This window comes from Streptomyces sp. NPDC003691 (assembly GCF_053981115.1).
In genome coordinates this window covers 1-21,375 of record NZ_JBSFNQ010000103.1, presented here as the reverse complement: position 1 = coordinate 21,375, position 21,375 = coordinate 1, and the positions used below count along the sequence as shown (strand labels likewise).

General features: G+C 72.2%; 20 protein-coding genes and 1 pseudogene. 13 read left to right on the top strand and 8 right to left on the bottom strand.

Going from position 1 to position 21,375, the window contains the following annotated elements; all coding sequences use genetic code 11:
• Positions 1 to 336: NAD-dependent epimerase/dehydratase family protein (locus ACWDR0_RS30440; protein ID WP_456355029.1), on the top strand; the 336-nt coding region annotated here is incomplete at its 5' end.
• A gap of 180 nt (positions 337 to 516) precedes the next feature.
• Here ACWDR0_RS30440 and ACWDR0_RS30435 read toward each other — a convergent pair.
• Positions 517 to 1,629 carry a sensor histidine kinase gene (locus ACWDR0_RS30435; RefSeq protein ID WP_456355028.1) on the bottom strand — a complete coding sequence of 371 codons (1,113 nt, stop codon included), beginning with the start codon at positions 1,627 to 1,629 and terminating at the stop codon, positions 517 to 519.
• 2 nt (positions 1,630 to 1,631) lie between these two features.
• On the bottom strand, positions 1,632 to 2,411 hold the full coding sequence (locus ACWDR0_RS30430) for a response regulator transcription factor (protein ID WP_456355027.1): 780 nt from the start codon (positions 2,409 to 2,411) through the stop codon (positions 1,632 to 1,634).
• A 122-nt stretch (positions 2,412 to 2,533) separates the two neighbouring features.
• On the opposite strand from ACWDR0_RS30430, the gene ACWDR0_RS30425 reads away from it, so the two are divergent.
• The 3 genes from ACWDR0_RS30425 to ACWDR0_RS30415 are packed head-to-tail and all read left to right on the top strand — an operon-like array spanning position 2,534 to position 4,700.
• Positions 2,534 to 3,310, top strand: a complete 777-nt coding sequence (locus ACWDR0_RS30425) for a glycosyltransferase family 2 protein (RefSeq protein WP_456355026.1) — start codon at positions 2,534 to 2,536, stop codon at positions 3,308 to 3,310.
• Entirely contained in the window at positions 3,307 to 3,942 is a 636-nt protein-coding gene (locus tag ACWDR0_RS30420) for a TIGR04282 family arsenosugar biosynthesis glycosyltransferase (RefSeq protein ID WP_456355025.1), read from the top strand. The genes ACWDR0_RS30425 and ACWDR0_RS30420 overlap by 4 nt, the downstream gene beginning before the upstream one ends.
• The gene (locus ACWDR0_RS30415; protein ID WP_456355024.1) at positions 3,939 to 4,700 is read left to right on the top strand and encodes a class I SAM-dependent methyltransferase; all 762 of its coding nucleotides are present in this window, start codon (positions 3,939 to 3,941) and stop codon (positions 4,698 to 4,700) included. Before ACWDR0_RS30420 ends, ACWDR0_RS30415 begins: the two co-directional genes overlap by 4 nt.
• A gap of 367 nt (positions 4,701 to 5,067) precedes the next feature.
• Here the strand turns inward: ACWDR0_RS30415 and ACWDR0_RS30410 are convergent, their stop codons facing one another.
• On the bottom strand, positions 5,068 to 6,309 hold the full coding sequence (locus ACWDR0_RS30410; protein WP_456355023.1) for a molybdopterin-dependent oxidoreductase: 1,242 nt from the start codon (positions 6,307 to 6,309) through the stop codon (positions 5,068 to 5,070).
• Positions 6,310 to 6,422: 113 nt separating this feature from the next.
• On the opposite strand from ACWDR0_RS30410, the gene ACWDR0_RS30405 reads away from it, so the two are divergent.
• From ACWDR0_RS30405 to ACWDR0_RS30390, 4 genes are all read left to right on the top strand, one after another.
• Positions 6,423 to 7,913, top strand: a complete 1,491-nt coding sequence (locus ACWDR0_RS30405) for a hypothetical protein (RefSeq protein WP_456355022.1) — start codon at positions 6,423 to 6,425, stop codon at positions 7,911 to 7,913.
• Between the two features lie 466 nt (positions 7,914 to 8,379).
• Positions 8,380 to 10,341, top strand: coding sequence for an alkyl/aryl-sulfatase (locus ACWDR0_RS30400; RefSeq protein ID WP_456355021.1), 1,962 nt, complete (start codon positions 8,380 to 8,382; stop codon positions 10,339 to 10,341).
• A gap of 144 nt (positions 10,342 to 10,485) precedes the next feature.
• The gene (locus ACWDR0_RS30395) at positions 10,486 to 10,812 is read left to right on the top strand and encodes a thioredoxin family protein (protein WP_456355020.1); all 327 of its coding nucleotides are present in this window, start codon (positions 10,486 to 10,488) and stop codon (positions 10,810 to 10,812) included.
• 369 nt (positions 10,813 to 11,181) lie between these two features.
• Positions 11,182 to 12,414, top strand: a complete 1,233-nt coding sequence (locus tag ACWDR0_RS30390; protein ID WP_456355019.1) for a YncE family protein — start codon at positions 11,182 to 11,184, stop codon at positions 12,412 to 12,414.
• A gap of 431 nt (positions 12,415 to 12,845) precedes the next feature.
• Here the strand turns inward: ACWDR0_RS30390 and ACWDR0_RS30385 are convergent, their stop codons facing one another.
• A complete protein-coding gene (locus ACWDR0_RS30385) occupies positions 12,846 to 13,517 on the bottom strand; it encodes an HAD family hydrolase (RefSeq protein WP_456355018.1) in 672 nt (223 codons plus the stop codon).
• A 598-nt stretch (positions 13,518 to 14,115) separates the two neighbouring features.
• On the opposite strand from ACWDR0_RS30385, the gene ACWDR0_RS30380 reads away from it, so the two are divergent.
• The gene (locus ACWDR0_RS30380; RefSeq protein WP_456355030.1) at positions 14,116 to 14,853 is read left to right on the top strand and encodes an ATP-grasp domain-containing protein; all 738 of its coding nucleotides are present in this window, start codon (positions 14,116 to 14,118) and stop codon (positions 14,851 to 14,853) included.
• Positions 14,854 to 15,043: 190 nt separating this feature from the next.
• On the top strand, positions 15,044 to 15,313 hold the full coding sequence (locus ACWDR0_RS30375; protein ID WP_456355017.1) for a hypothetical protein: 270 nt from the start codon (positions 15,044 to 15,046) through the stop codon (positions 15,311 to 15,313).
• A 95-nt stretch (positions 15,314 to 15,408) separates the two neighbouring features.
• On the opposite strand, the gene ACWDR0_RS30370 is transcribed toward ACWDR0_RS30375, so the two are convergent.
• Entirely contained in the window at positions 15,409 to 15,912 is a 504-nt protein-coding gene (locus tag ACWDR0_RS30370) for a DUF4265 domain-containing protein (RefSeq protein ID WP_456355016.1), read from the bottom strand.
• A gap of 235 nt (positions 15,913 to 16,147) precedes the next feature.
• Positions 16,148 to 16,498, bottom strand: a complete 351-nt coding sequence (locus ACWDR0_RS30365) for a hypothetical protein (RefSeq protein ID WP_456355015.1) — start codon at positions 16,496 to 16,498, stop codon at positions 16,148 to 16,150.
• A gap of 259 nt (positions 16,499 to 16,757) precedes the next feature.
• On the opposite strand from ACWDR0_RS30365, the gene ACWDR0_RS30360 reads away from it, so the two are divergent.
• On the top strand, positions 16,758 to 17,633 hold the full coding sequence (locus tag ACWDR0_RS30360) for a hypothetical protein (protein ID WP_456355014.1): 876 nt from the start codon (positions 16,758 to 16,760) through the stop codon (positions 17,631 to 17,633).
• A gap of 440 nt (positions 17,634 to 18,073) precedes the next feature.
• Here the strand turns inward: ACWDR0_RS30360 and ACWDR0_RS30355 are convergent.
• Positions 18,074 to 18,433: pseudogene (locus ACWDR0_RS30355) on the bottom strand (DUF4241 domain-containing protein); the annotation flags it as partial.
• Positions 18,434 to 18,816: 383 nt separating this feature from the next.
• Here ACWDR0_RS30355 and ACWDR0_RS30350 point away from each other — a divergent pair.
• The gene (locus ACWDR0_RS30350) at positions 18,817 to 19,563 is read left to right on the top strand and encodes a sugar nucleotide-binding protein (protein ID WP_456355013.1); all 747 of its coding nucleotides are present in this window, start codon (positions 18,817 to 18,819) and stop codon (positions 19,561 to 19,563) included.
• Positions 19,564 to 19,768: 205 nt separating this feature from the next.
• Here ACWDR0_RS30350 and ACWDR0_RS30345 read toward each other — a convergent pair whose 3' ends face one another.
• Positions 19,769 to 20,734 (bottom strand): pirin family protein, encoded by a 966-nt coding sequence (locus tag ACWDR0_RS30345; protein WP_456355012.1) that lies wholly within the window; start codon positions 20,732 to 20,734, stop codon positions 19,769 to 19,771.
• 187 nt (positions 20,735 to 20,921) lie between these two features.
• Between ACWDR0_RS30345 and ACWDR0_RS30340 the strand changes: the two genes are divergently transcribed.
• Positions 20,922 to 21,257, top strand: coding sequence for a tetratricopeptide repeat protein (locus tag ACWDR0_RS30340; RefSeq protein ID WP_456355011.1), 336 nt, complete (start codon positions 20,922 to 20,924; stop codon positions 21,255 to 21,257).
• Positions 21,258 to 21,375: the final 118 nt, after the last annotated feature.

Below are 21,375 nucleotides of genomic sequence, written 5' to 3'. Positions count from 1 at the left end.
GTGTTCGAGGACGGGGGGCAGCTACGGGACTTCGTCCATGTGCGGGACGTGGCTGCGGCCAACGCCATTGCTCTGGAGGCGGCTTCCGCTCCGGGGGCGCTCACGGTGTACAACACCGGCAGCGGCGAACCGCACGGCGTCGGTGAGATGGCCCGGGCGCTGGCCGCCGCCCACGGCGGGCCCGCGCCGGTGGTCACCGGCGAGTTCCGGCTCGGGGACGTACGGCACATCGTGGCGGACTCCTCCCGGCTGCGGGCGGAGCTGGGGTGGTTGCCGCGGACCGGGTTCTCGGCGGGGATGCGGGAGTTCGCCGTGGACGGGCTGCGGGGCGACTGACGCGGGGCGGTTCCGAGCGGCCGGGACGGAAGCGGGGGCGCGGGCCGGGCCCTCACCATGGTTCGGGGCGCACCGCCGACGGGGGCCCGGGCCGCTCTCTGATTCGCGGATGCACCCCCCTCGGTGGGGCAGGGCAGCGCGCCCGTGGCCCGGGAGGCACCGGCCCGTACGCCCCGGGGCTCAGGGGGCTGTTGGCAGGACGACCTCGAAGCGGCAGCCGCCGGGGATGTTGTGCACCCGGGCTCGGCCCCGGTGCGCTTCCACGATGCCCCGCACGATGGCGAGGCCCAGGCCCGCGCCCGCCGGGGGCGTCCGGGCGTCGGTGCCGCGCCAGCCGGCTTCGAAGACGCGCGGGAGGTCTTCCGTACGGATCCCGCCGCAGCCGTCGGTGACCGACAGGACGACCTCGCCGCCGGGGACACGGACGGCGGCGACAGCGACGGCGCCGTCCGCCGGAGTCCGCCGGATGGCGTTGACCAGGAGGTTGCCGAGCACCCGGCTCATCTCCCGGCCGTCGACTTCCACGGGAACGGGCTCGACGCGCTCGCCCACCAGTATCACGCCGTGCTGCCGGGCGAGGGGGACGGCAGCCGCGAGCGCGTCGTCGACCAAGTCGTACAGCGAGATACGCGAAGGGGCCAGGGGCAGGGTTCCGGCATGGATGCGGGAGAGTTCGAAGAGGTCGCCGACCATGCTGTCGAGGCGTTCGACCTCGGTCAGGATCCGGGTGAGGTAGCGCTCGGGGTCGGCGGCGACGCCGTCCTCCAGCGCCTCCGCCATGGCCCGCAGGCCGGCGAGCGGGGTGCGCAGGTCGTGGGAGATCCAGGCGACGAGTTCGCGGCGGGAGGCTTCCAGCGCACGCTCGCGCTCCCGGGACTCGGCGAGGCGGGTGCTGGTGGCGGCCAGCTCACGGCTGAGGGCGTCCAGTTCCGCGGTCGCCGGGCCGTCGGGCGCGGCGAAGGCTCCCCCCTCGCCGAACGAGCGTGCGGCGACGGCCAGCGCGCGGCTGCCGGCGGCGACCCGGCGGCCGAGCAGCACAGCGGTGACCAGCGACACCACGGCGGCCATGGCCACGACCGTGGTGACCACGGTCAGGTCGTGCGGGGAGAGGAACATCGCCCATGCCACGGCCAGGGTCCCGCAGAGCATCGCGACCACGCCGACCGCCGCTACCACGGTCAGGGACACGATGAGTGACCGGCGGCGGAGAAGCCGCAGCACCCCGGCTCCGGCCAGGCCGGAAGAGGCAGCGCCGGCGAAGGCGTAGGCGGCGATGAGGAGGGTGTCGCGCACGGTCAAGGCCTTCCCACCGGGTCCTGGGGGTCCGGTTCGAAGCGGTAGCCCACGCCCCACACGGTCCGGATCAGCCGCGGCCGGCCCGGATCGTCCTCGACCTTCCCCCGCAGGCGGCGGACGTGGACGGTGACGGTGGACAGGTCCCCGAAGTCCCAGCCCCACACCTCACGCATCAGGTCCTCCCGGCCGAAGGCGTGCCTCGGATGGGCCAGGAAGAAGGCGAGCAGGTCGAACTCCCGCAGAGTGAGGGCGAGTTCCGCACCGTCCTTGGTAGCCCGGCGGGCGACCGGATCGACCGCGAGTCCGGCCGCGGCCAGGGGGCGGACGCCCGGGCCGGGGCCCGACCGGCGCAGGACCGAGTCGACGCGCAGAACCAGCTCCCGCGGGCTGAAAGGCTTGGTGACATAGTCGTCGGCCCCGACCTCCAGGCCCAGAACACGGTCTTCCTCGTCGCCGCGGGCGGTGAGCATGATGACCGGTACGGACCCGTGGCCGCGCAGGCGGCGGCATACTTCCAGGCCGTCCATGCCCGGCAGCATCAGATCCAGGACGACGAGGTCCGGTCGGTGCGCGGCGGCGTGGACGAGGGCCGCGGGGCCGTCCCCGGCGCGGTCCACACGGTATCCCGCGCGGTCCAGGTAACCGGTGACCACCTCGGCGACGGTCGGATCGTCGTCGACGACCAGCACCCGGGCGCGGGGGCAGGGGCGTCCGGGCGGCTCCGAGCGGTGACCCGGCCCCGGTAGCGCCGGCTCGTGGAGTTCGTACGGCTGTTGCACGGCTCCAGCCTTGCACTGTCCGCCGGCCGACGGCCCCGCACGCGCCCGGGTTCCTCCGGCGTCCTCGTTTCGTAAGGACCAGAAGCCCCGAATGGGCGTTTTGCACTCGTAGGGTGAGTGCCGTGACCTCACCACCCCCCGTCGATGTCGTCCTGCCGTGTCTCAACGAGGCCGAGGCGCTGCCCTGGGTCCTCGCCCGCATCCCGGACGGCTGGCGTGCCATCGTCGTCGACAACGGCTCCACCGACGGTTCGGCGCAGCTCGCCCGCTCACTCGGGGCGAGGGTCGTGTACGAACCGCGCCGCGGTTTCGGTGCCGCCTGCCACGCCGGGCTGACGGCCGCCGACGCCGACGTCGTCTGTTTCTGCGACAGCGACGCCTCCCTCGATCCCTCGCTCCTGGCACCCTTCGTCGCCGAGATCCGTTCCGGGGCGGCCGATCTGGTACTCGGCCGGCGGCGCCCGCGGGGCCGCGGCGCCTGGCCCGTGCACGCCCGCGCCGGAAACCTCGCGCTCGCCCGGCTGTTGCGGCGCCGCACCGGGCTGCGCCTGCACGACCTCGGTCCGCTGCGGGCCGCCCGCCGCGAGCCGCTGCTCGCCCTGGAGCTCGCCGACCGGCGCAGCGGGTACCCGCTGGAGATGGTCGTGCGCGCGTCCGACGCGGGGTGGCGGATCACCGAACGGGATGTGCCGTACCTGCCGCGCGCCGGCGCCTCCAAGGTAACCGGCACCTGGCGCGGCACCTGGCAGGCGGTCCGCGATATGAGCCGGGTGCTGGCCGATCCCCCCTCGGCCCACCCGCCCTCCCCCGGTCCGTGCACTGACCCCTCCGGCGGCTCCGTCCCGGTGAGCCGGCCCGTCGACGGGCCGCCCGCACGCCGAGGGAGCGCCTGCCGATGAGCACGGTGGTCGTCATCGCCAAGGAGCCGCTGCCGGGTCGGGTCAAGACCCGGCTCACCCCGCCCTTCACCACCGTCGAGGCCGCCGGCCTGGCCGAAGCGGCGCTCGCCGACACCCTGGCCACCGTGGTGTCCGTCCCCGCGGCCCGGCGCCTGCTGGTCCTCGACGGCGCCCCCGGCTCCTGGCTGCCGTCAGGCTTCGACGTCGTCGCCCAGGGAGCGGGCGGGCTGGACGAGCGCCTCGCCTGCGCCTTCGCGCACTGCACCGGGCCGACCCTGCTCATCGGCATGGACACCCCGCAGGTCACCGCCGAACTGCTCACCGTCGACTTCGCCGGCTGCGACGCGTACTTCGGCCCCGCCGAGGACGGCGGTTTCTGGGCACTCGGCCTGGCCGATCCCGATCCGGCCCTGCTGCGGGGCGTGCCGATGTCGTCCCCGGCGACCGGGGCGGTGCAGCGGGAGCGGCTGGTCGCCGCGGGGCTACGGGTGCGGGAGCTGCCGCGGCTGCGGGACGTCGATACCGCCGCCGACGCCTACGCGGTCGCCGGTCTGGTCCCCGGCGGGCGCTTCGCGGCCCGGCTGGCCCGGTGCGCCCGGGCGGCGGACGGCGGGGCGGCGGACGGCCGGTGAACACAGCCCTCCCGTTGTGGCCGGGCGGCGAGTGGGCCGGGGCCGACCCCTATGCGGCGGCGCTGTGCGCCGGACAGGGGCCGCTGTTCCTGCGCCGGGACGACGGGTGGCTGCTGCCCCTGGAGGTGGAGCGCTGGTGCCGGCGGGCCGACCCGGTCGACCGGGACGTGCTCGACCGCTGCGAGGGCACCGTCCTCGATGTGGGCTGCGGCCCCGGCCGGCTGATCGCGGAGCTCACCGCACGGGGTCGTACCGCCCTCGGCATCGACGTCCACGAGACCGCTGTCGCCCGCACCCTGCGCCTCGGCGGCCGGGCACTGCGCCGTTCGGTCTTCGATCCGCTGCCCGGCGAAGGGCACTGGGACACGGCACTGCTGATGGACGGCAACATCGGCATCGGCGGGGACCCGGACGCACTCCTCGTACGGATGGGGGAGCTCCTGCGCTCCGGCGGCCTGCTCATCGCCGAGACCGATGCGGCGGACGTCGACGAACGGACGCGGGTGCGGCTCGTCCGGCACTCCGGCGCCGGTCCGGCCGGGACCTCCTTCCTCTGGGCCCGCCTCGGCACGCCCGCGCTGCTGCGCCGCGCCCGGGAGTGGGAGACGGCCGGTCACTGGACCGCCGGAGGCCGCCGCTTCGTCGCCCTCCGCAGCCGCAGCGCCAGCAGCAGCGCCGAGCCGCCGAACAGCACGACTGTCATCACCAGCCAGCGGCCGAGGAAGCCGCCCGCGGGCACCCCGGTGGCCAAGCGGTAGCGCGGATCGCCCACCATCCCGCTGATCAGCGGGAACCACACGAGCAACAGCAGGAGGGACAGGGCCGCGGGGACCCGGAGGTACATCACCCGTTCCCGTTGGCCCACCGCGTCAAGACCCCGTACGAGGGCCCGGTCCGCCGCCGTGTACAGGGGCAGGAGAACAAGGTCGTGCAGGAGCGCCGCGCCCACCAGCCACAGCGCCACCCCCATCCAGTCACCGGCAAACAGGCGCACGCCCGCATAGGCGGTCACCGCGAACGAGCAGCCGAGAAGGAGAAGTTGCAGGGGGCTGCCGAGGACGGTGCGCATCCGTCCCGCCGCTCCGTCCGCCCAGGGCACCCGGGATCGCGCCGCAGGCCGTCGCATCAGAGGTCACCGAACGTCATCCGGGCCACCCACTTGGTGTTCAGCACGCCGGGCGCGGCCGGCACGATCACCCGGGCCGGGTAGCCGTGGTCCGGTGAGAGTGCCTCGCCGTTGACGTACAGGGCGAGCAGGGAACGGGGGTCGGCGACCTGGTTGGCCCGCAGCGCGGCCCGGCGGAAGGCGCCGCGCCGTTGCAGGGACTCCACCAGGACGTCGGGCGGGTCGTCGGCATACCCGACCAGGGCGGCCAGGTCGCGCAGCCGTACCCCGCGCCACCACTGGTCCGACGTGGACCAGCCCTCCACACAGGCGATGGGCAGCGCGGAGCTGTGCAGGGCGAGCCGGTCGAGGTCGGCGCGGCCGAGCCGGACGGTACCGGTGCGGCCCGTCACGACGAGCCGCCAGACGTCGTCACCGGTCTCGGCCGGGTCGATCCCCGCGTAGGCGGCGGTCTTGTTGATCTGGAATCCGTTGGGTCCGCTGCCGGGGTCGGCGCCGCCGTGCGGGGCGAGCAGCGCGGTGTGCCGCAGCGGGTCGTCGAAGCTGCGCCCCACCGTGGTCAGGAAGAGCAGCAGGGCGCCGCCCCCGGTGAACCACAGGGCACCGCGCCGGGAGACGGTCGGGGGCGCGGGGCTCGGGGATGTGAGCACGTCCTCGGGGGTGTGCTCCGCCGGTCCGCCCCGGACATTGCGGAGCGCCTTGGGAAGCTTGAGCGCGACATGGGCGGCGAAGGCGGCGAAGAACACCCAGGCGCCGTAGAAGTGGAGGGTGTAGAAGGAGCCGGGGAAGACGTAGTCGAGCTGAATGTTCAGTACCCCGGTGATGAACTCGAACAGTCCGCCGCCGACCAGGAGCAGCAGGGAGAGGCGTTCGAGGGCATGGGCGAGGGAGCGCACCGGCGGCAGGGCGAACAGCCGCGGGATCACCGACCAGAGCTTGGCCAGCAGGACGGGGATCAGAGTGATGCCGAGGGTGACGTGCACGCCCTGGCTGAAGCGGTACAGCCAGTGCGGGTCCGTCGGCCAGTCGACGAGGTAGAAGCCGAGGAGCCCCTTGTCCGGCGTCTGGTCGTTCACCGGCGACAGATCCGGGTTGTACGCGGCGTACGACACCAGGCCCGTCACGAACAGCACCGTCATACCCGCGAGCAGCACCAGGCCGAGCACCGAGGTGAACCGGAGGCCGCGCACCGGGCTGTGCCAGAAACGGGGCGAGGAGGGAAGCCGGGGATCGTCTCGCATGGTGCGACCCTAGGGTCGGGGGACCCCGCCGAAGGGGGTGCGACTCATGACGAAACGCTGACATCCGGCCCGTACGGCGCCCTGCTCCCACCCTCCCGGCCTAGCGTGCCCAGGTGACCACCCGTACCCGTATCCCGTACCCCGCCGGTGCGACCCGTTCCGCTACGGGGCCGCGCCGGGATCTGTACGCCACCGGGGTCGCCGCCCTGCTGGTGGTGACCGCCGTGCTGACCGGCCGGCACATCGAGGAGGCCGACGGCACGCTCTTCGTCGGCTGGCCGCCGCTGCTGGCCGTCTGGGGGCCGCATCTGGGCCCCGGCTCCCCCGCGGCCGTACTCGTGGCCGTCGCCGTGGTGGCGTACGGGCCGCTCCTCTCGGCTCGGCTGCCCTGGCGCGGCCTGCTCTCGGCGGTCTTCGCCGCCGCGCTGGCCTGGATCTCCTCACTCGCCCTGGTCGACGGCTGGCAGCGCGGCGTCGTCGCCCGGCTCACCACCCGCCACGAGTACCTCCAGGTCGTCGACCGCTTCCATGACATTCCGGCCGCGCTGAGCGGCTTCGCCTCGCACATCCTGGCCGACTCCCCCGACCCCTGGCCCGCCCATGTCGTCGGGCACCCTCCCGCCGCCACCCTCACGTTCGTCCTCCTCGACCGGGCCGGGCTGCGCGGCGGCGGCTGGGCGGGGGCGTGGTGCATCGCCGCGGGGGCGACGGCGGGCGTGGCCGTGCTGGTGACCGTGCGCGCCCTGGCGGGCGAGCGGCTCGCCCGGCGGGCCGCGCCCTTCGTGGTCCTGGCACCGGCCGCCGTGTGGACGGGTACTTCGGCCGACGCCTACTTCGCGGCGGTCGCGGCATGGGCGGTGGCCCTGCTCGCTCTGGCGGTCACCCGGCAGTCCGCCGGGGCGGCCGGCGCGGCCGGGCTGCTGCTCGGGCTGGCCTGCTACCTCTCCTACGGCCTCGTCCTCATCGCGGTGATCGGCGCGGCGGTGGTGTACCTCGGACGGCGGGGGCTCAGGGAGAACCCGGTGCTGCCGGTGCCGTTCGCCATGGGGCTCGCTGTCGTCCCCGGGGCGTTCGCCGTCGCCGGATTCGGCTGGTGGGAGGCGTACCACCTGCTGGTCACCCGTTATCACCAAGGGGTGGGCGGTATCCGTCCCTACGGATACTGGGTCTGGGCCAACCTCGCCTGCACCGTCCTGATCACCGGACCGGCGACGGCCGCGGCGCTGCGCAGAGCGGGGGTGGTGTTCGTACGGGGTCGGGCGGGCACCGCGGCGCGGCCCTCCCCGGGAACGGCCGCCGGCCCGACCGGGCCCGGCCCCTCGCCCACCGACCGCCCGGGCGGACCCGCATCCCGTGCCGGAGGTCCGGCAATAGCGCCCGGCACGGATCCGGTACGCCTGGCGGTGCTGGTGGGCGCCGCCCTGTTCGCCCTGCTGGTCGCCGACCTGTCCGGCATGAGCAAGGCGGAGACGGAACGCATCTGGCTCCCCTTCGCCGTATGGCTGCTTGCGGCAGGGGCGTTCCTTTCCCGCCCCCGGGCGTGGCTCGCGGCCCAGGCCGCGCTGGCGCTGCTCCTCAACCATCTGCTGTGGACGGGATGGTGACCCCGCCCCGCTCCGGCCGCCGACCACGTCCTCTCCCGCCGCGGCGCATCCTCCGGAAGGAGAGTGTGCAGGCCGTTCACACCGGCAATCACCGGGCCCGTTAATGGGCTTCGGACCGCTCTGCAGGCTTCGTCGGCCCGTACTGTCCAGCGGGCGGGCAAGGAACCGGAGCCGGTACTCCGGTTCATACCCCGAAGCCGGGGGCCGGGACGCGGCCCGGCCGTCGCGCGTGGGACGGGTCGGCGGCGCCCGGGCTGCTGGCCGATTTCTGGTGCTTGCGGGCCCACCGGAAGCTGGAATGCTTCAGTAGTCGTCTCGCTACATTCCGTGATCTTGCGAGGTGTCCCCGACTCCGGGGAGCACGGTCGCAGGGTCCGTGCCGTTCCGCTCCGGGGTGTGCCCCGCGTGCTGGAGGGAGAGTTCGTTGACTGGTCTGCCGTCACAGGAGCCACAGCCCGCAACGTCGTTGACGAGAGATCTGAACGCGGCGGTGATCGTTCCGCCGCAGGAGCAGGACCCGGAGGCGGCGCTCGCCGCGCGCGGGCTGATCGCGGCGCTGCCCGCCGACTTCGCCGTGGACCGGGAGGGCAGCCCCCTGCCCGCGTGGAGTCTGGCTCCCTACACGTTTCTCACCGGGCCGGCTCCGGAGACGGTCAATCCGAGTCTGTGGCGCAATGCGCTGCTGAACATGAGGACCGGTCTGTTCGAGGTCGTTGCGGATGCGGTGTACCAGGTGCGCGGGATGGACCTGTCGAACATCTCCTTCCTGGAGGACCCCACCGGGGTGTCCCAGGAGGTGGTGGTGGTCGACCCGCTGATCAGCGAGGAGTGCGCGGCAGCCGCCTGGGCGCTGTACCGGGAGCACCGGGGCGCGGGCCGGACGATCCGTGCGGTGATCTTCACCCACTCCCATGTCGACCACTACGGCGGGGTGCTGGGCCTGTTCGAGGGCGGCGGGCTGCCCGAGGGGGTCGACATCATCGCGCCGGAGGGGTTCCTGGAGCACTCGGTCAGCGAGAACGTCTACGCGGGCAACGCGATGCAGCGGCGGGCGCTGTTCATGTACGGCGGGCTGCTGGAGCGGTCCGAGAAGGGGCAGGTGGACGCGGGTCTGGGCAAGACCATGTCCACCGGGGCCGCGGGTCTGCTGCCGCCGACGTACACGGTGACCTCCGAGGCCGCGCAGCCCGGCCGGGTGGTGGCGTTCGGGCCGGTGAATCTGGAGTTCCAGCTCACCCCGGGGACGGAGGCGCCGGCGGAGCTGAACTTCTATCTGCCCGATGTCGAGGCGCTGTGCATGGCCGAGAACGCGACGCCGACACTGCACAACCTCTACAGCCTGCGCGGGGCCCAGGTGCGGGACGCGAAGAGCTGGTCGCAGTATCTGAACGAGTCGGTGGAGTGGTACGGGGGCCGGTCGACGACGCTCTTCGCGTCGCATTTCTGGCCGCGGTGGAACACCGAGGAGTCGCCGGACGCGATCGTGTCGTTCCTGACCAGCCAGGCGGACCTGTACCGGTTCCTGCACGATCAGGCGCTGCGGCTGGCGAACCAGGGCCGGACGATGACGGAGATCGCCGAGGATCTCGACGCCCAGGTTCCGGAGTCTCTGGCGGGGCAGTGGTTCAACCGGGGCTACTACGGCACGGTCAATCACGATCTGAAGGCCGTCTACCAGCGGTACTTGGGCTGGTACGACGGGAACGCGGCCCATCTGCACCCGCTGCCGCCCGAGGAAGCGGGCGCCCGCTACGTCGAGGCGATCGGCGGGGTGGCGAAGGTGGTGGAGCTGGCCCGGCAGGCGTTCGAGAACGCCAAGAGCGTGGACGACTACCGGTGGGCCGCCGAACTCCTCTCCCACGCCGTCTTCGCCGACCCGGCGCACCAGGAGGCCCGCGCTCTGGAGGCCGATGTCCTGGAACAGCTCGGCTACCAGGCCGAAAGCGGGCCCTGGCGGAACTTCTACCTCGCCGCCGCGCACGAACTGCGCACCCGCCCGGCCGACGGCACCCCGCCGGGCGTGCCGTCTCCGCAGATCATCACCCAGCCGGTGCTGGAGGCGATGTCGCTGGAGATGGTCTTCGACTACCTCGGCATCCGTCTCAACGGGCCCGAAGCCGCGGCCCACTCCCTCATGCTGGGCTTCCGGGTCACCGGTGGCCTCGCGGGTGACCCGACCCACTGCACGGTCCGGGTGCGCAACGGCGTCCTCGTGTACACGCCCGGCCTGACCAACCCGGTGGAGGCCGACGCCATCTACAGCATCACCCGGTCCGGTCTCAACAGCCTCGCCATCACCCAGGCCACCCCCGACCAGCTCGCGGCCGACGGTGAACTCACCGTCACCCACGGCACCCTGAACCCGCTCAACACCCTCAACGGCCTGCTGGTGACCTTCGAATACTGGTTCGGCCTCACCACCCCCTGACCCGCACCCGCCCTGCCCCATCACCCCGGGGCTCGGGCCCGAGCCCCGGGACGCGCTCCGGCCACCGACGGCCGCAGCACCACAGCGCCCGACACCCCGCGGAACGGAGAAGACCGTCCCGCCCTTCGTGAAGGAGTGGATTCCTTGAGCGGCACAGTCGTCGATGTCACCGACGCGGACTTCGAGGCGAAGGTGGTCAAGGCCGCCGGGCCGGTCCTGGCCGTCTTCCGCGCGGAGTGGTCCGGACCGTGCAGGGCGCTCGACCCGGTCCTGGCAGAGGTGGCCAAGGAGTACTCCGGACGCCTGACCGTCGCCCGGCTCGACATCGACCGCAGCCCGAACACCCCGCCCAAGCACAACATCACCGCCATCCCCGCACTCCGCGTCTTCAAGGCCGGCAAGATCGTCGGCACCTACACCGGGCCCATGTCCAAGGGGCAGATCATCGAGCTGGTCAAACCGCATCTGTGACCTGAGACGCCCGGCCCGCCGCTGTCCGGGGGCGTGCCGGGTGCCCGGTGTCCATGCGCCCTGGGTGCGTGGCTGACCCGGATGACCTGGGGCCCGAGATGCGGTTGAGGCGGGCGCTGGCCCGTTTTCGCCCTTGTCCGGCCGGAGGGCCGACCATCACCCTATGACCTGTTGCTACCACTCGCGCACGCACCGTGACTCCGCTGGGCGGGGGTGGCGCGTGCCGGGCGGCCTTATTCGTACGGGCCCGTCGTTGTCTCCCGTCGCAGTGGACAGCCGGCGACGGGAGAGAGCAGAGGTTCGCACGGTGCGTGTGTTCACGAACAACAGGATCAGCGGGCGCCGGAGGGCGGCCCGGAGCGTCATCGCGTGGCCCGGGGCGCTGCTGCTGGCGGTTCCCTGACCGGCCTGTCCACCACCGGGGCCCAGGCCGCCCCGGCCGCGGTGGCGGACCCCCGCCATCCGACGGCCTATGTGTCGACCGTCAACACCCAGCGGGTCGTCGCGGTCGACACGGTCACCGGTGCGGTGGTGGCCACCATCCCGGTCGGCGTGGAGGCCGGTGACCTGGCGCTGTCGCCGGACGGGTCCCGGGTCTTCGTCGCCGGGATGTACACCGGGAAGGTCGGGGTGATCGACACGGCCACCAACACCGCGACCAGCTTTACCGTCGGCGGCTCGCCCTCGTCCATCGCCGTCACCCCCGACGGCCGCCGTGCCTACGTCGGCGACAGCTCCGGCCCGTGGCTCAGGGTTGTCGACCTCGCCACCCAGCAGGTGACCACCACCATCCGCACCTTCGACGGCGTCCACGGCGTCGACATCAACCCGGCCGGCACCCTCGTCTACGCGACCCAGACCACGGCCGGTGGACTCCAGGCCACCAACACCGTCCTGCGCAACATTCCCACCGGCGGGTTCCCGCGCTCGGCGGCCTTCACCCCCGACGGCACCCGCGCCTATGTTCCCTCCGGACGCGACCAGGGCTCCGTCACCGTCCTGGACACCGCCACCCACACCCCCGTCACCAGCGTGACCACGGGCAGCGACGCCCGCGCCGCGGCCGTCACCGCCGACGGCCGCCACGCCTGGGTGGCCAACACCGGCGGCCGCACGATCTCCGTGTTCGACACCGCCACCCGCGCCCTGACCAGCACCGTCCCCCTCGACGCACCGCCCAGCTACCTCGCCATCGCCCCCGCCCGCCCCGCCGCCGACCTCCAGGTCCAGCTCGCCGCCACCCCCCGGCCCGGGCTCACCGGCCGCATCGAATACACCCTCACCCTCACCAACCACGGCCCCCAGCCCGCCACATCGGGCACCATCACCACCAGCTTCACCCCCGGCGGCATCAGGCTCACCAGCACCGGCTGCACCACCGCCACCGGCTCCGTCACCTGCACCATCAACGACCTCGCCCCCGGTGCGAGCGTGACACGGACCTTCAGCCTCCCCGTCGGCCTGCTCTCCCTGGGCACCCCCTACAAGTCCACCGCCACCCGAACCACCAGCACACCGCAGGACCCCGACACCGCCAACGACACCGCCACCCGCACCTGCACCTGCACCGCCACCACCGCGCTCATCATCCGCTGCACCTGACCCCCACCCCAGGGCCCCTGGCCCCGGTACCGAAGCCTGCGCTCGTCGTTCAGTCCGGGCCGGGTCCAGGGGCGGTCGGGCGGCCCTGTGAAAGCTGCCTCCGGGGGGTAGTTCCAGGCGTCATGGGTCGTGAGACGTTTCCTCCCTTCCGGTGTACGGGAGCCTTGACGTTCTCAGTAGAGCGCCTGCCCCACTGGCCCGCTCGCGGGCGGCGCCCGGCGGACAGCGTCCTCCACCAGGTGCCGGGCGGAGACACGGGGCGCGCTGGTGAGGTAGTCGGCCGGTCAGCGAGGTCGACAGTAGTCACGGCACGTGGGGTGCGCGCAGTACCGTCCGGGCCGGCACTCTGCCGGGCATGGTGTCGGCGGCGGACTCCGGGACTCGGCCCAAGGATGTGTCAGGGAGGGGATCGGGCGTGGTGTCCGGGGCGGTCATGAGGCGGGCGGGAGAGCGGTGGCCAGGGCATCCTCCAGGGTGTGGACGACGGGGACACCCTCGGCGCGGAGGGTGTCGGGGGCGTGCAGCCCGCTGGCGTAGACGCAACGGACACCGACCGCCTTCGCCGCGCGCGCGTCGTCCACGCTGTCGCCGATGAGCAGCGCGTTGTCGGGAGAGCGGTCGAGGGCGCGCAGGTGGGCCGTCAGATGGTCGCGTTTGTATCCCGCGTCCGCGCCCTGCTGCCCGTCCACTCGCGCCAGGTGCGGGCGCAGTGCGAAGCGGTCGATCAGCGCGCTGAGTGCGTCGTGCGGATGCATCGAGAGCACGAATTGCGTCCGGCCGGCCTGTGCCACCGCGTGCAGCGCGGCCAGGGCGTCGGGGGCGAGGCCGATACCCGGTGTGCGGCGCGCATAGGCGTCGTGGAAGGCGGCGTGCAGCCGCGCGCGCAGCGCGGGCGGAACGGCCCCCCGGTCACTGCCCAGCAGCGGGATCAGCCCGCCGGGCCCGCCGAAGACGAGGGGGTCGCTGCCCAGGACCAGTCGCGGGTCGACCCCGGCCTCGTCGTCGTACCAGCGGTCCCCGGACCAGTCCGCATCGTTCCAGGCGGTGATCACCCTCTCGATCCACTTCTCCAGGTTCCACCACTCCCGGCCCGGGCGGTACAAATAGAGATGGTGGTTGAGCCGGACCGGGGCGTACCGGTCGACGATAATCCGGTAGCCCTCGGGCAGTGCCGCACCTGCCGCCGCCTCCGCCCGCTGCCAGTCGGCAGTCGGCTGTCGGGAACTGCCCGGTCACACAGCGCTGGGTCACCCATCATCGGGGATGGCGCAGTTGTACTCCGGTCTGGCCGGGATCCCAGAACCGGGGTGGTCGTAGTGGCGGGGTGATCGTGGGGTTCACGTGCTTGTAAGCCTTGATCGCCCGGCGGATGTCCGCTTCAACCGCAGCCCGGCTGCCAGGCCGCGCCCGCAGTCCTCGCACGGCAGCGCCTGGCGGACCGCGTCAGCGGCGGCCGCGGTCTGGCGCTGTGTTCCTGCTGCTCAGCTTGTGACTGATTCAGCAGCCGCGAACAAGCGGTGCCATGGCCTGTGAGCGTGGCCGATTGCCATCTGGTCTTGAAGTGCGACTCCTCCATATGCACCTTGGGGCCTGTGGCAGGGAATCTCTGCTGCGTTGGTGTGTATAGCGGGGCTAGCGTGGCGGCTTTGCGAGTGGGAGGGGATTTCAGTGCTGGTCATGCCCGGGCGGCGGACGTCCACGATGGAGTTGCTGGCCGTAGAGGCTGCGGGGCGTGGGATGTCGGTCAGGGTCGCTGAGGAACCGGACCTGGTGGGCCCGGCGTACTGGTACGGCGGGCCGGTCGCCGGTGCCAGGCTGGCGGGCCGGCTCGGGTTCGCGCTACTGGAGCCCACGGACGATTGGCTCGCCGAACTGCCGGAGAAGTTCACCGGCCGCCGGGTTCGGGCGGCGTCCGTGGCCGACGTGTGGGCACTCGACAGGCCGACGTTCGTCAAGCCGCCCCGTGACAAGTCCTTTCCCGCTGACGTCCACGCCGACGGCTCGCGGCTGCCCTCCGGCCTGGACCCGGTGACGCCGGTGTTGCTGTCCGAGGTAGTCACCTTCGCCGCGGAGTACCGGCTGTTCCTTCTGGACGGCCGGATCGCTGCAGCGAGCCGGTACGCGGTGTTCGGCCGGCTCGACCCCCGCCCGCTCGGTACGGACCTGGCGGAGCGGGCGATCGCAGCGGAGATCACGCAGTTCACCGACCGGCTGGTCGCCGAGGTTGGGCACACGTTGCCGAGCGCCGTCGTTGTGGACGTCGGGCAGCTGCTCGACCCGTACCGCCCCGGCCACCGCTGGGCCGTGGTGGAAGCGAACATGGCGTGGTTCTCCCACGCCTACGCCGCCGATCCGGCACGGGTACTGGACGTAGTGCTGCGGGCGGCGGGCCCTCGCGAGCACGTACGACCGAGGGACCTGGTGTTCGAACGGCACTGATCTGCGCCGGGAGACCCGGGGTTCCGCAGTCAGCCCGGGGCTGGCCACAGCCAGGAACTGGCGCTTTTAGATCCGGGTACTCCACGGCCAGGTCAACTCCGGCTACAGCGGAGTCCAAAAGTCTTCCCCTTCGGTCGTTGCGGCGGGGCGCGATCGATGGCTGCGGGCCGATCCGGGAGCGCTGGAACAGGTGGCGGCAGCCCGGCGTTTGCTGGATGCGGGGGCTGGCCGGGACGACTTGGTGCGTCTGGTGCGTGCGATTGCCTACGAGGCGGTCTTTGCCGTCGTGGACGAGCTCGACGGCGGCGGGGGCGTGGAGGTGCCCGGGGTTGATGTCGGCTGGGCGGTGATGGAGTCCGGCGAGGACGGGTGTCCCACCGGTCGTACGCTCTCGGGGCTTCACGAAGACCTCTTGGCCATGGACCCGAGCGGACGGGGCGGCGCGGATCTTTGGCGCTGAATCACCGGGCGGAGGAAGACGCTGGCGGGCTCGCCAGGGTCGGGTGGAACCTGTCACGATCCGCCCGGCCCGGGAGCAGCAGCCCCTTTTGGGGGTCAGGAGTCGATCTCCCAGTGCAGGGTGCCTGCTTCGGCGAGGGGTTCGAGTACGTCGGCGAAGGGTGTTGTGTCGGTGCCGGGCGGTAGGTCTACGGCGAGGTAGGTGTGCTGAAGCCACTCGTGCGGCAGGCGGGTGGCAGCGGCGGTGCCGTGGAGGAGTTCGTGTACCCGGTCGCGGTCGATGTGGTCCGCGGTCAGTGCGACGCGGAGGGTCTGGTGGCCGGACTTGCGCACGATCCCGGCCACCAGGTGGTCGCTGTCGAGGGTCACCACGTCCCGGTAGCAGATCCCGTAGGTGAAGAACGGCAGACAGGCCACTTCGAAGGTGTCCTCGGTCAGTCGGCGGGTCCACAGCTGCTCGCGCCAGCCGTCCTGCCGGTCCGACAGGTCGGCGTGGACGATGTAGTTGGCGGGGCCCCGGCCGATCGGGTCTTCATGCGTGATGATGGTGGTGATGAGGTGCCTCCTGGGGCCGGTCCCGGATCCCCGATCATCCAGCATCCGCCCCGGTCCGGGCGAAGCGGGACCGGATTGACCGGCTCCGGCCGGTCATCCTTCGGAGCGACAGGGCTTCCCGCGCCTGCCCGCGGCCTTCGGGGCTCGCGCCCAACGGCGCCGGTCGCCGCAGCCACAACGCGCTGAACGCTGCCGGCCGCGGCTGCATCCGCCGCCACAACGCTCGCGCCGCGCCAGGAAAGCGTCCGGGCGCCACCCGCCGCCTGCCTTCGCCCCGGACTCACCCATCCGCATGTGGACTCTGCATCCCGCCCAGGCGGCCTGAGGTGTCGTCCACAGGCTCCTGAGGAACCGGCGGCCACTTTTCCAGGGCTGACACGATCTCCGCCAGTCGGGTCTCGAACGCCGCTGCATCGACCTCGCCGCTTCGATGGGCCTGCCAGAGGCCGGCGAGCTGGTCTTCCCACTCGCCGAGACCGATGAGCTTGTCAGCCAAAGCAGAGCCGTCCAGGGACGGCTTCCCGGCCTCCAGCACCCAACGAGTCGCAGCCGCATCCGCGGTGATGCCGCGGCCTGCCAGTTCGACAACGGTGAAGGGAATCTCGGGATGGGATGCCACGGCGAGGAACACACCCAGGAGGACCGAGTTCCGAACGGGCATCACGACCGCCGGCCCACCGCGCACACTTCACCGTCCGACACGTGTCCACCTCTCCTCCGCAGGATGCCGCACGCCCCGAGTAGTCGCGATCGCCCGTGCAGCCTACCGAGATGCCCGGCCCAGAGGCTGAGGCGAGCCTCTAACACGGATGCTCGGCCGGGTCTCGGACCGGGCCTGTTCCGGATGCACCTTGCAGGGGGGCGTCCTGTCAGGGTTTAGGGATCGGCTCATGGACAGGTCGACAGCGCTGGACAGCGTGCTGCAGCAAGCACACGTGATTCGGGTCAGCCCGGTGAGTGGGTCCGGGGCGGTCGGAGAGATCCGGGTTGATCTCTCCGATCCGGCGGAGTCGGTCCGGCTCAGGACGGCCATGGCCGTGGAATCGCTGCCCGGGTTCACATGCATGTGCCCCGGGGACGTCCGCTTCGAGGTGTTCGACCAGGACGGTGGGCGGCTCGCAGTCGTCGTCCTGCACCACGGGGCGACCATGAGGTGGGGGCAGTGGGAGAGTGACGCCGTCCTCGCCGACGGCCGCTTGCTCCTGGCCTGGCTGGCCGGGCACGGCATGCCCGGCCCCCTGCAGCAGTCCGAGGCAGACCGGCTACGGGCGGAGGAAGACGCCGAAGAGGAGCGCACCTGGCTGGCCGCGATGCCCGCCGGCCTGGAGGGAACCGCCGACCGGATCCTCGACCTCTCCCGCACCGGCCGCATGCCCTCCCCCGAACTGCTCACGGAACTCACGGACCGACTGCAGCTGACGCTCCCCGACCCACTGGAGCGGGTGCTGGCCCTGCTCGACTGGTACGGCTCCGGCAGCGGGCGCTGCTCCGGCTACCCCCTCCACGAGGATGTGCCCGGCGAACTGCTCGGCAAAGTGCCGATCGCCGACCTGCTCGCCGCCCTGACCGACCCACGGACCGAGGAGCGGCACGACGCCGGGGCCGTACGGCACCTGGTGGGCCGGAAAACCCGCCCGCGCCAGAAGCGGGACGTCGCCGGCCTGCCCGAACCACTGCGCGCCCGACTGCTGGCGCACGCCCGCCGCTCCGGAGACCCCGACAAGCAGGGCCGCGCAGAACGGTGGCTGGCACCCCCGCAGTCCTGAGAAGTCGGACGGCCCGAGGTCCCCGGTTCCGATACCTCAGAGACACCGGCCCGGAACAGGAACCTCCGCTCCAAGGTGTTGTTGCGACGGTGTGCATCCGGCAGGACAGCCGCGGTACAGATCCCGACGGCGTGCCCGGCCCGGGAACGTCTGGCACCAGAGCCCGGCTGCGCTTCTTGTGATCGAGCCCTCAAGCCTCTTGAGGCGCGTCGGCGGGCGCCGGGCCTGATGGCCTCGCGTGAGGCATGGCTTCGGTGACGGTGATCGCGGCCACGCCGCCCGGTGATGGTACGGCCCAGCCAGACAATACCGCCCGATGTCGTCAGGAACGTGACCAGATCGGCTTGCTGGGCCTCGTCGGTGACTCGCTCGCACCAGCCGGGCGGTTGTTCGGAGTTCCGCGGGGCCGGCTCGCCGTCGACGAACGTGCGAAACGGAGCGGACAGGGCTGTCCACGCGGCGGCATCGGCGAAGCACCCGACATTGGCGTCGGAGGAGAACCGGATGTCTTCCGGCTGGAACCGGTCGATGTCGTCGTCGACACCCAGGCCTCTCTCCCATCCGGCCACGGGGTCGTCACTGATCACCAGGCGGGCCGCAGCACAGTCGGCCCCGTCGTAGTGCTCCCCGAAGAATTCGTGCGGCCCGGCCGTCCACGCGATCTCCATCCGGTAGGTGCCCGGTGGAATGCGCACCGCCAGCTCCCGGGGCGGGCTCACCGGCAGTCCCAGCTCGTACTCCCGAACCTCGTCGTCGTGCCACGGAGCATCCACCACCAGACGGCCACTGGGTATGCGCACAGTGGCCACTTCTTCAATCCTCGTGACCACGACAGGCGTCGCCGGATCGTTCCACACCTTCCCCACCTGCGTACCTGGCGTGAACACCGCCTCCAGATACCAGGCGTCCTCCGGCCCGGCCGCCAGCCGGACGTCCCCGGTCCACTCCACAGCTTATTTCCTTCCGTCACCGCCCAGCCAAGTGGTCAACCGGAACCGTACGGGGGCCCAGTGACATCGGCGGTCAGCACGCAGCACCGCGGAGGGTGGTGGCAATCAGGCCGATGCTGCCCGGGCGTTGAAGGAACCCGCCCCCGCCCGGACAGGATGTTCCGCCGGTCGCACCAGGCGATTTGAGGCCGAATACTCCGGCTCCGCCTGCCTCGGCGCCCTACGAGCCGGCCATGGCCCATGGCGTGACCAGCGGGGAGCAACAGCCCCTTGGACTGACTCGGCTCGCCCGTACCCTCGTGCTCGCCTTCGTGATCACGAGCGCGGGCGCCGGGCTGGTCCCCATCTCCTGGGCCCGCCACCTGCTCACGGCGCCGGGCATGGGGACGACGGAGCTCGGCGTGATCATGGGGGTATCCACGCTGGGGCCGGTCCACCTCGCCATGGCGGCCGCGAACCACGGAATCCGCCTGGTCCACCTGTCCAGCGACGCAGTCTTCTCCGGCACCCGCATTCACTACGACGAAACCGCCCTCCCCGACCCCCTCACCCCGTGCGGGGCCGCCAAATCCGCTGCGGAGACCGGAGTCCTCGCGGTCCACCCGAAGGCTGCCGTCACCCGTACCTCGCTAATCATCGGGCACGGACGCTCCGCCCACGAACGCCTCGTCCACCGGCTCGCCACCGGCACTTCCGACGGCGTCTTGTTCACCGACGACATCCGCTGCCCCGTCCACGTCACCGACCTCGCTGCCGCCCTCCTCGAACTCGCCGACGGCGACCGGACCGGCATCCACCACCTCGCAGGCCCCGATGCCGTCAGCCGCCACGGACTCGGTAACCTCATCGCCCGGCGCGACGGATTCGAACCCACTCGCCTTCCCACCGGGCGCCGGGCCGACAGCGCCTTCCCCAGCGGCCTAAACGTACGCCTCGACAGCCGCGCCACCCAGCAGCACCTGCCCGACAACACCAGCTGAGCAGACCAGCCGTGACCGTCGGAGCACGCCCGTAGCGGTGTCAGACGGCCCGGTGTTCTGCCAGGTTGTGCGGAAGGGGCGCCATCGTCACGGAGGCCGCAGCAGCGGGGGCGGGTCGCCGCGCCGGCTTTCGGAAAAGTCGCGGGCGGCGCGGGCCAAGGCCAGCCTCAGGGTTCCCGTGCACCCCTCGGCGCAAAAGCCCGGTTCAGCGCACGCGGCCGCGTGCCTTCAGCGGACCCGGTGGCAGTTCCGGGGCAGGCAGCGGGTCGCCGGCGTAGCCCTTGACCTCGCCGAAGCGGGTGCCTTCCGTCCAGTCCCGGCGGGCCTGGACGATCTCCTCCTGGGATCTGCCGATCCAGTTCCAGAACATGATCAACTCCTCCTCGAAGGGTTCGCCGCCGAGGAGCATCAGGGTGGCGTCGGACTCGGCGCGCAGGGGGAGCTCGGTGCGGCCGCAGCCGAGGTAGAGCATGGAGCCGGGGAGGACGGGGACTCCGTCGACGTGGGCTTCGCCGGACATGGAGAGGACCGCGTACTCGAAGTCGCGGTCGAGGGGGAGGCGGAGGTCGGTGCCGCGGGTGAGGGTGAGGTCGGCGCCGACGATGGGGGTGTAGGCGGTGCCCGGGGAGGTGGCGGTGTCCAGGGTGCCGAGGAGGACCGTCGCGGAGAGTCCCGGCGCGGTCACGGTGGGCAGCTCGGGGTGGTGTTCGAAGTGGGGGTCCACATGGCGGTGGGCGTCGGGGAGGGCGACCCAGAGCTGGGCGCCGTGGAGATAGCGGGCGTGGGAGCGGGGGCTCTCCTCGGAGTGGCTGATCGCCCGGCCGGAGGTCATCAGTCCCAGTTCGCGGGGGCGGATCACGGCCAGGCTGCCGGTGCTGTCGCGGTGCAGGACTTCGCCCTGGTGGAGCCAGCTCACGGTCTGGAGGCCCATATGGGGGTGGGGCGGGACCTGCATTCCGGGCTCGTCGGCGATGTCGTCGGGGCCGTAGTGGTCGACGAAGGCCCAGGCGCCGACCATCCGGCGGCCCAGATTGGGCAGCAGGCGGCGGACCTCGGTGGATTCGCCGAGCCGGACGGTACGGGGGCTGAGGAGTTCGCGTACCGGCTCGGCGACGACGAAACCGCGACCGCCGCAGACGGAGGGGGCGGCCTGACGATCGAGATTGCTCATGGCGCTCAATTTATTCCCGCGGGGGCGTACCGGGCAGCCCCCACGCCTCGGGGACGGGGCCGGATGCCTGAGTGGTGCACCAGGGACCGTCCCGGACGGGCCGGTGGAATATTGCGCGGCCCGGCCGGGTTGGTCCGGTCAGCGGCATCGGAAGCCGCCCGAGACGAGGACGGAGGAAGGAAACCCCGTGAGCGAGACGTACTACGAGTTCGGCACCCCCGCCGACCGCTGGGACCGCGCGCAGATGTTCTTCGACAGCAAGGAGTACATGACGGCCGCACGGATCCTGAGCGGACTCGTCGAGGAGGTGCCGGAGCAGCTGGCGGCGCGTCTGCTGCTCGCCCGGGCGTACTACCACTCCGCGCGGCTCGGACCGGCCGAGACGGAGCTCCGTGCCGTGCTGGAGCGGAACCCTTCCGAGTACTACGCCCGGCTGATGCTGGGGCGCACCCTGGAGCGGCAGGGCCGGGCCGCGGAGGCGGCGCCGCATCTGCGGATGGCCGCCGCGATGAACGGCGACTGACAGCCGGGGAGAGATAGAAGGAGAAGGGTAAGGACAGGGACACGGCGGCGGCGGACCCGAGGGCTCCCGCGCGTCCCGCTTCCTGCACGGCATCACCGAGGCGTCCGGGGCCTCGGAC

What these genes read in the sequence shown, in the direction of transcription:
- ACWDR0_RS30380 (WP_456355030.1), top strand. Translation starts at nt 14,116, where the DNA reads ATGGAGTTGCTGGCCGTAGAGGCTGCGGGGCGTGGGATGTCGGTCAGG.
- ACWDR0_RS30360 (WP_456355014.1), top strand. Translation starts at nt 16,758, where the DNA reads ATGGACAGGTCGACAGCGCTGGACAGCGTGCTGCAGCAAGCACACGTG.
- ACWDR0_RS30370 (WP_456355016.1), bottom strand. Translation starts at nt 15,912, where the DNA reads ATGCTGGATGATCGGGGATCCGGGACCGGCCCCAGGAGGCACCTCATC.
- ACWDR0_RS30410 (WP_456355023.1), bottom strand. Translation starts at nt 6,309, where the DNA reads ATGCGAGACGATCCCCGGCTTCCCTCCTCGCCCCGTTTCTGGCACAGC.
- ACWDR0_RS30420 (WP_456355025.1), top strand. Translation starts at nt 3,307, where the DNA reads ATGAGCACGGTGGTCGTCATCGCCAAGGAGCCGCTGCCGGGTCGGGTC.
- ACWDR0_RS30345 (WP_456355012.1), bottom strand. Translation starts at nt 20,734, where the DNA reads ATGAGCAATCTCGATCGTCAGGCCGCCCCCTCCGTCTGCGGCGGTCGC.
- ACWDR0_RS30350 (WP_456355013.1), top strand. Translation starts at nt 18,817, where the DNA reads ATGGCCCATGGCGTGACCAGCGGGGAGCAACAGCCCCTTGGACTGACT.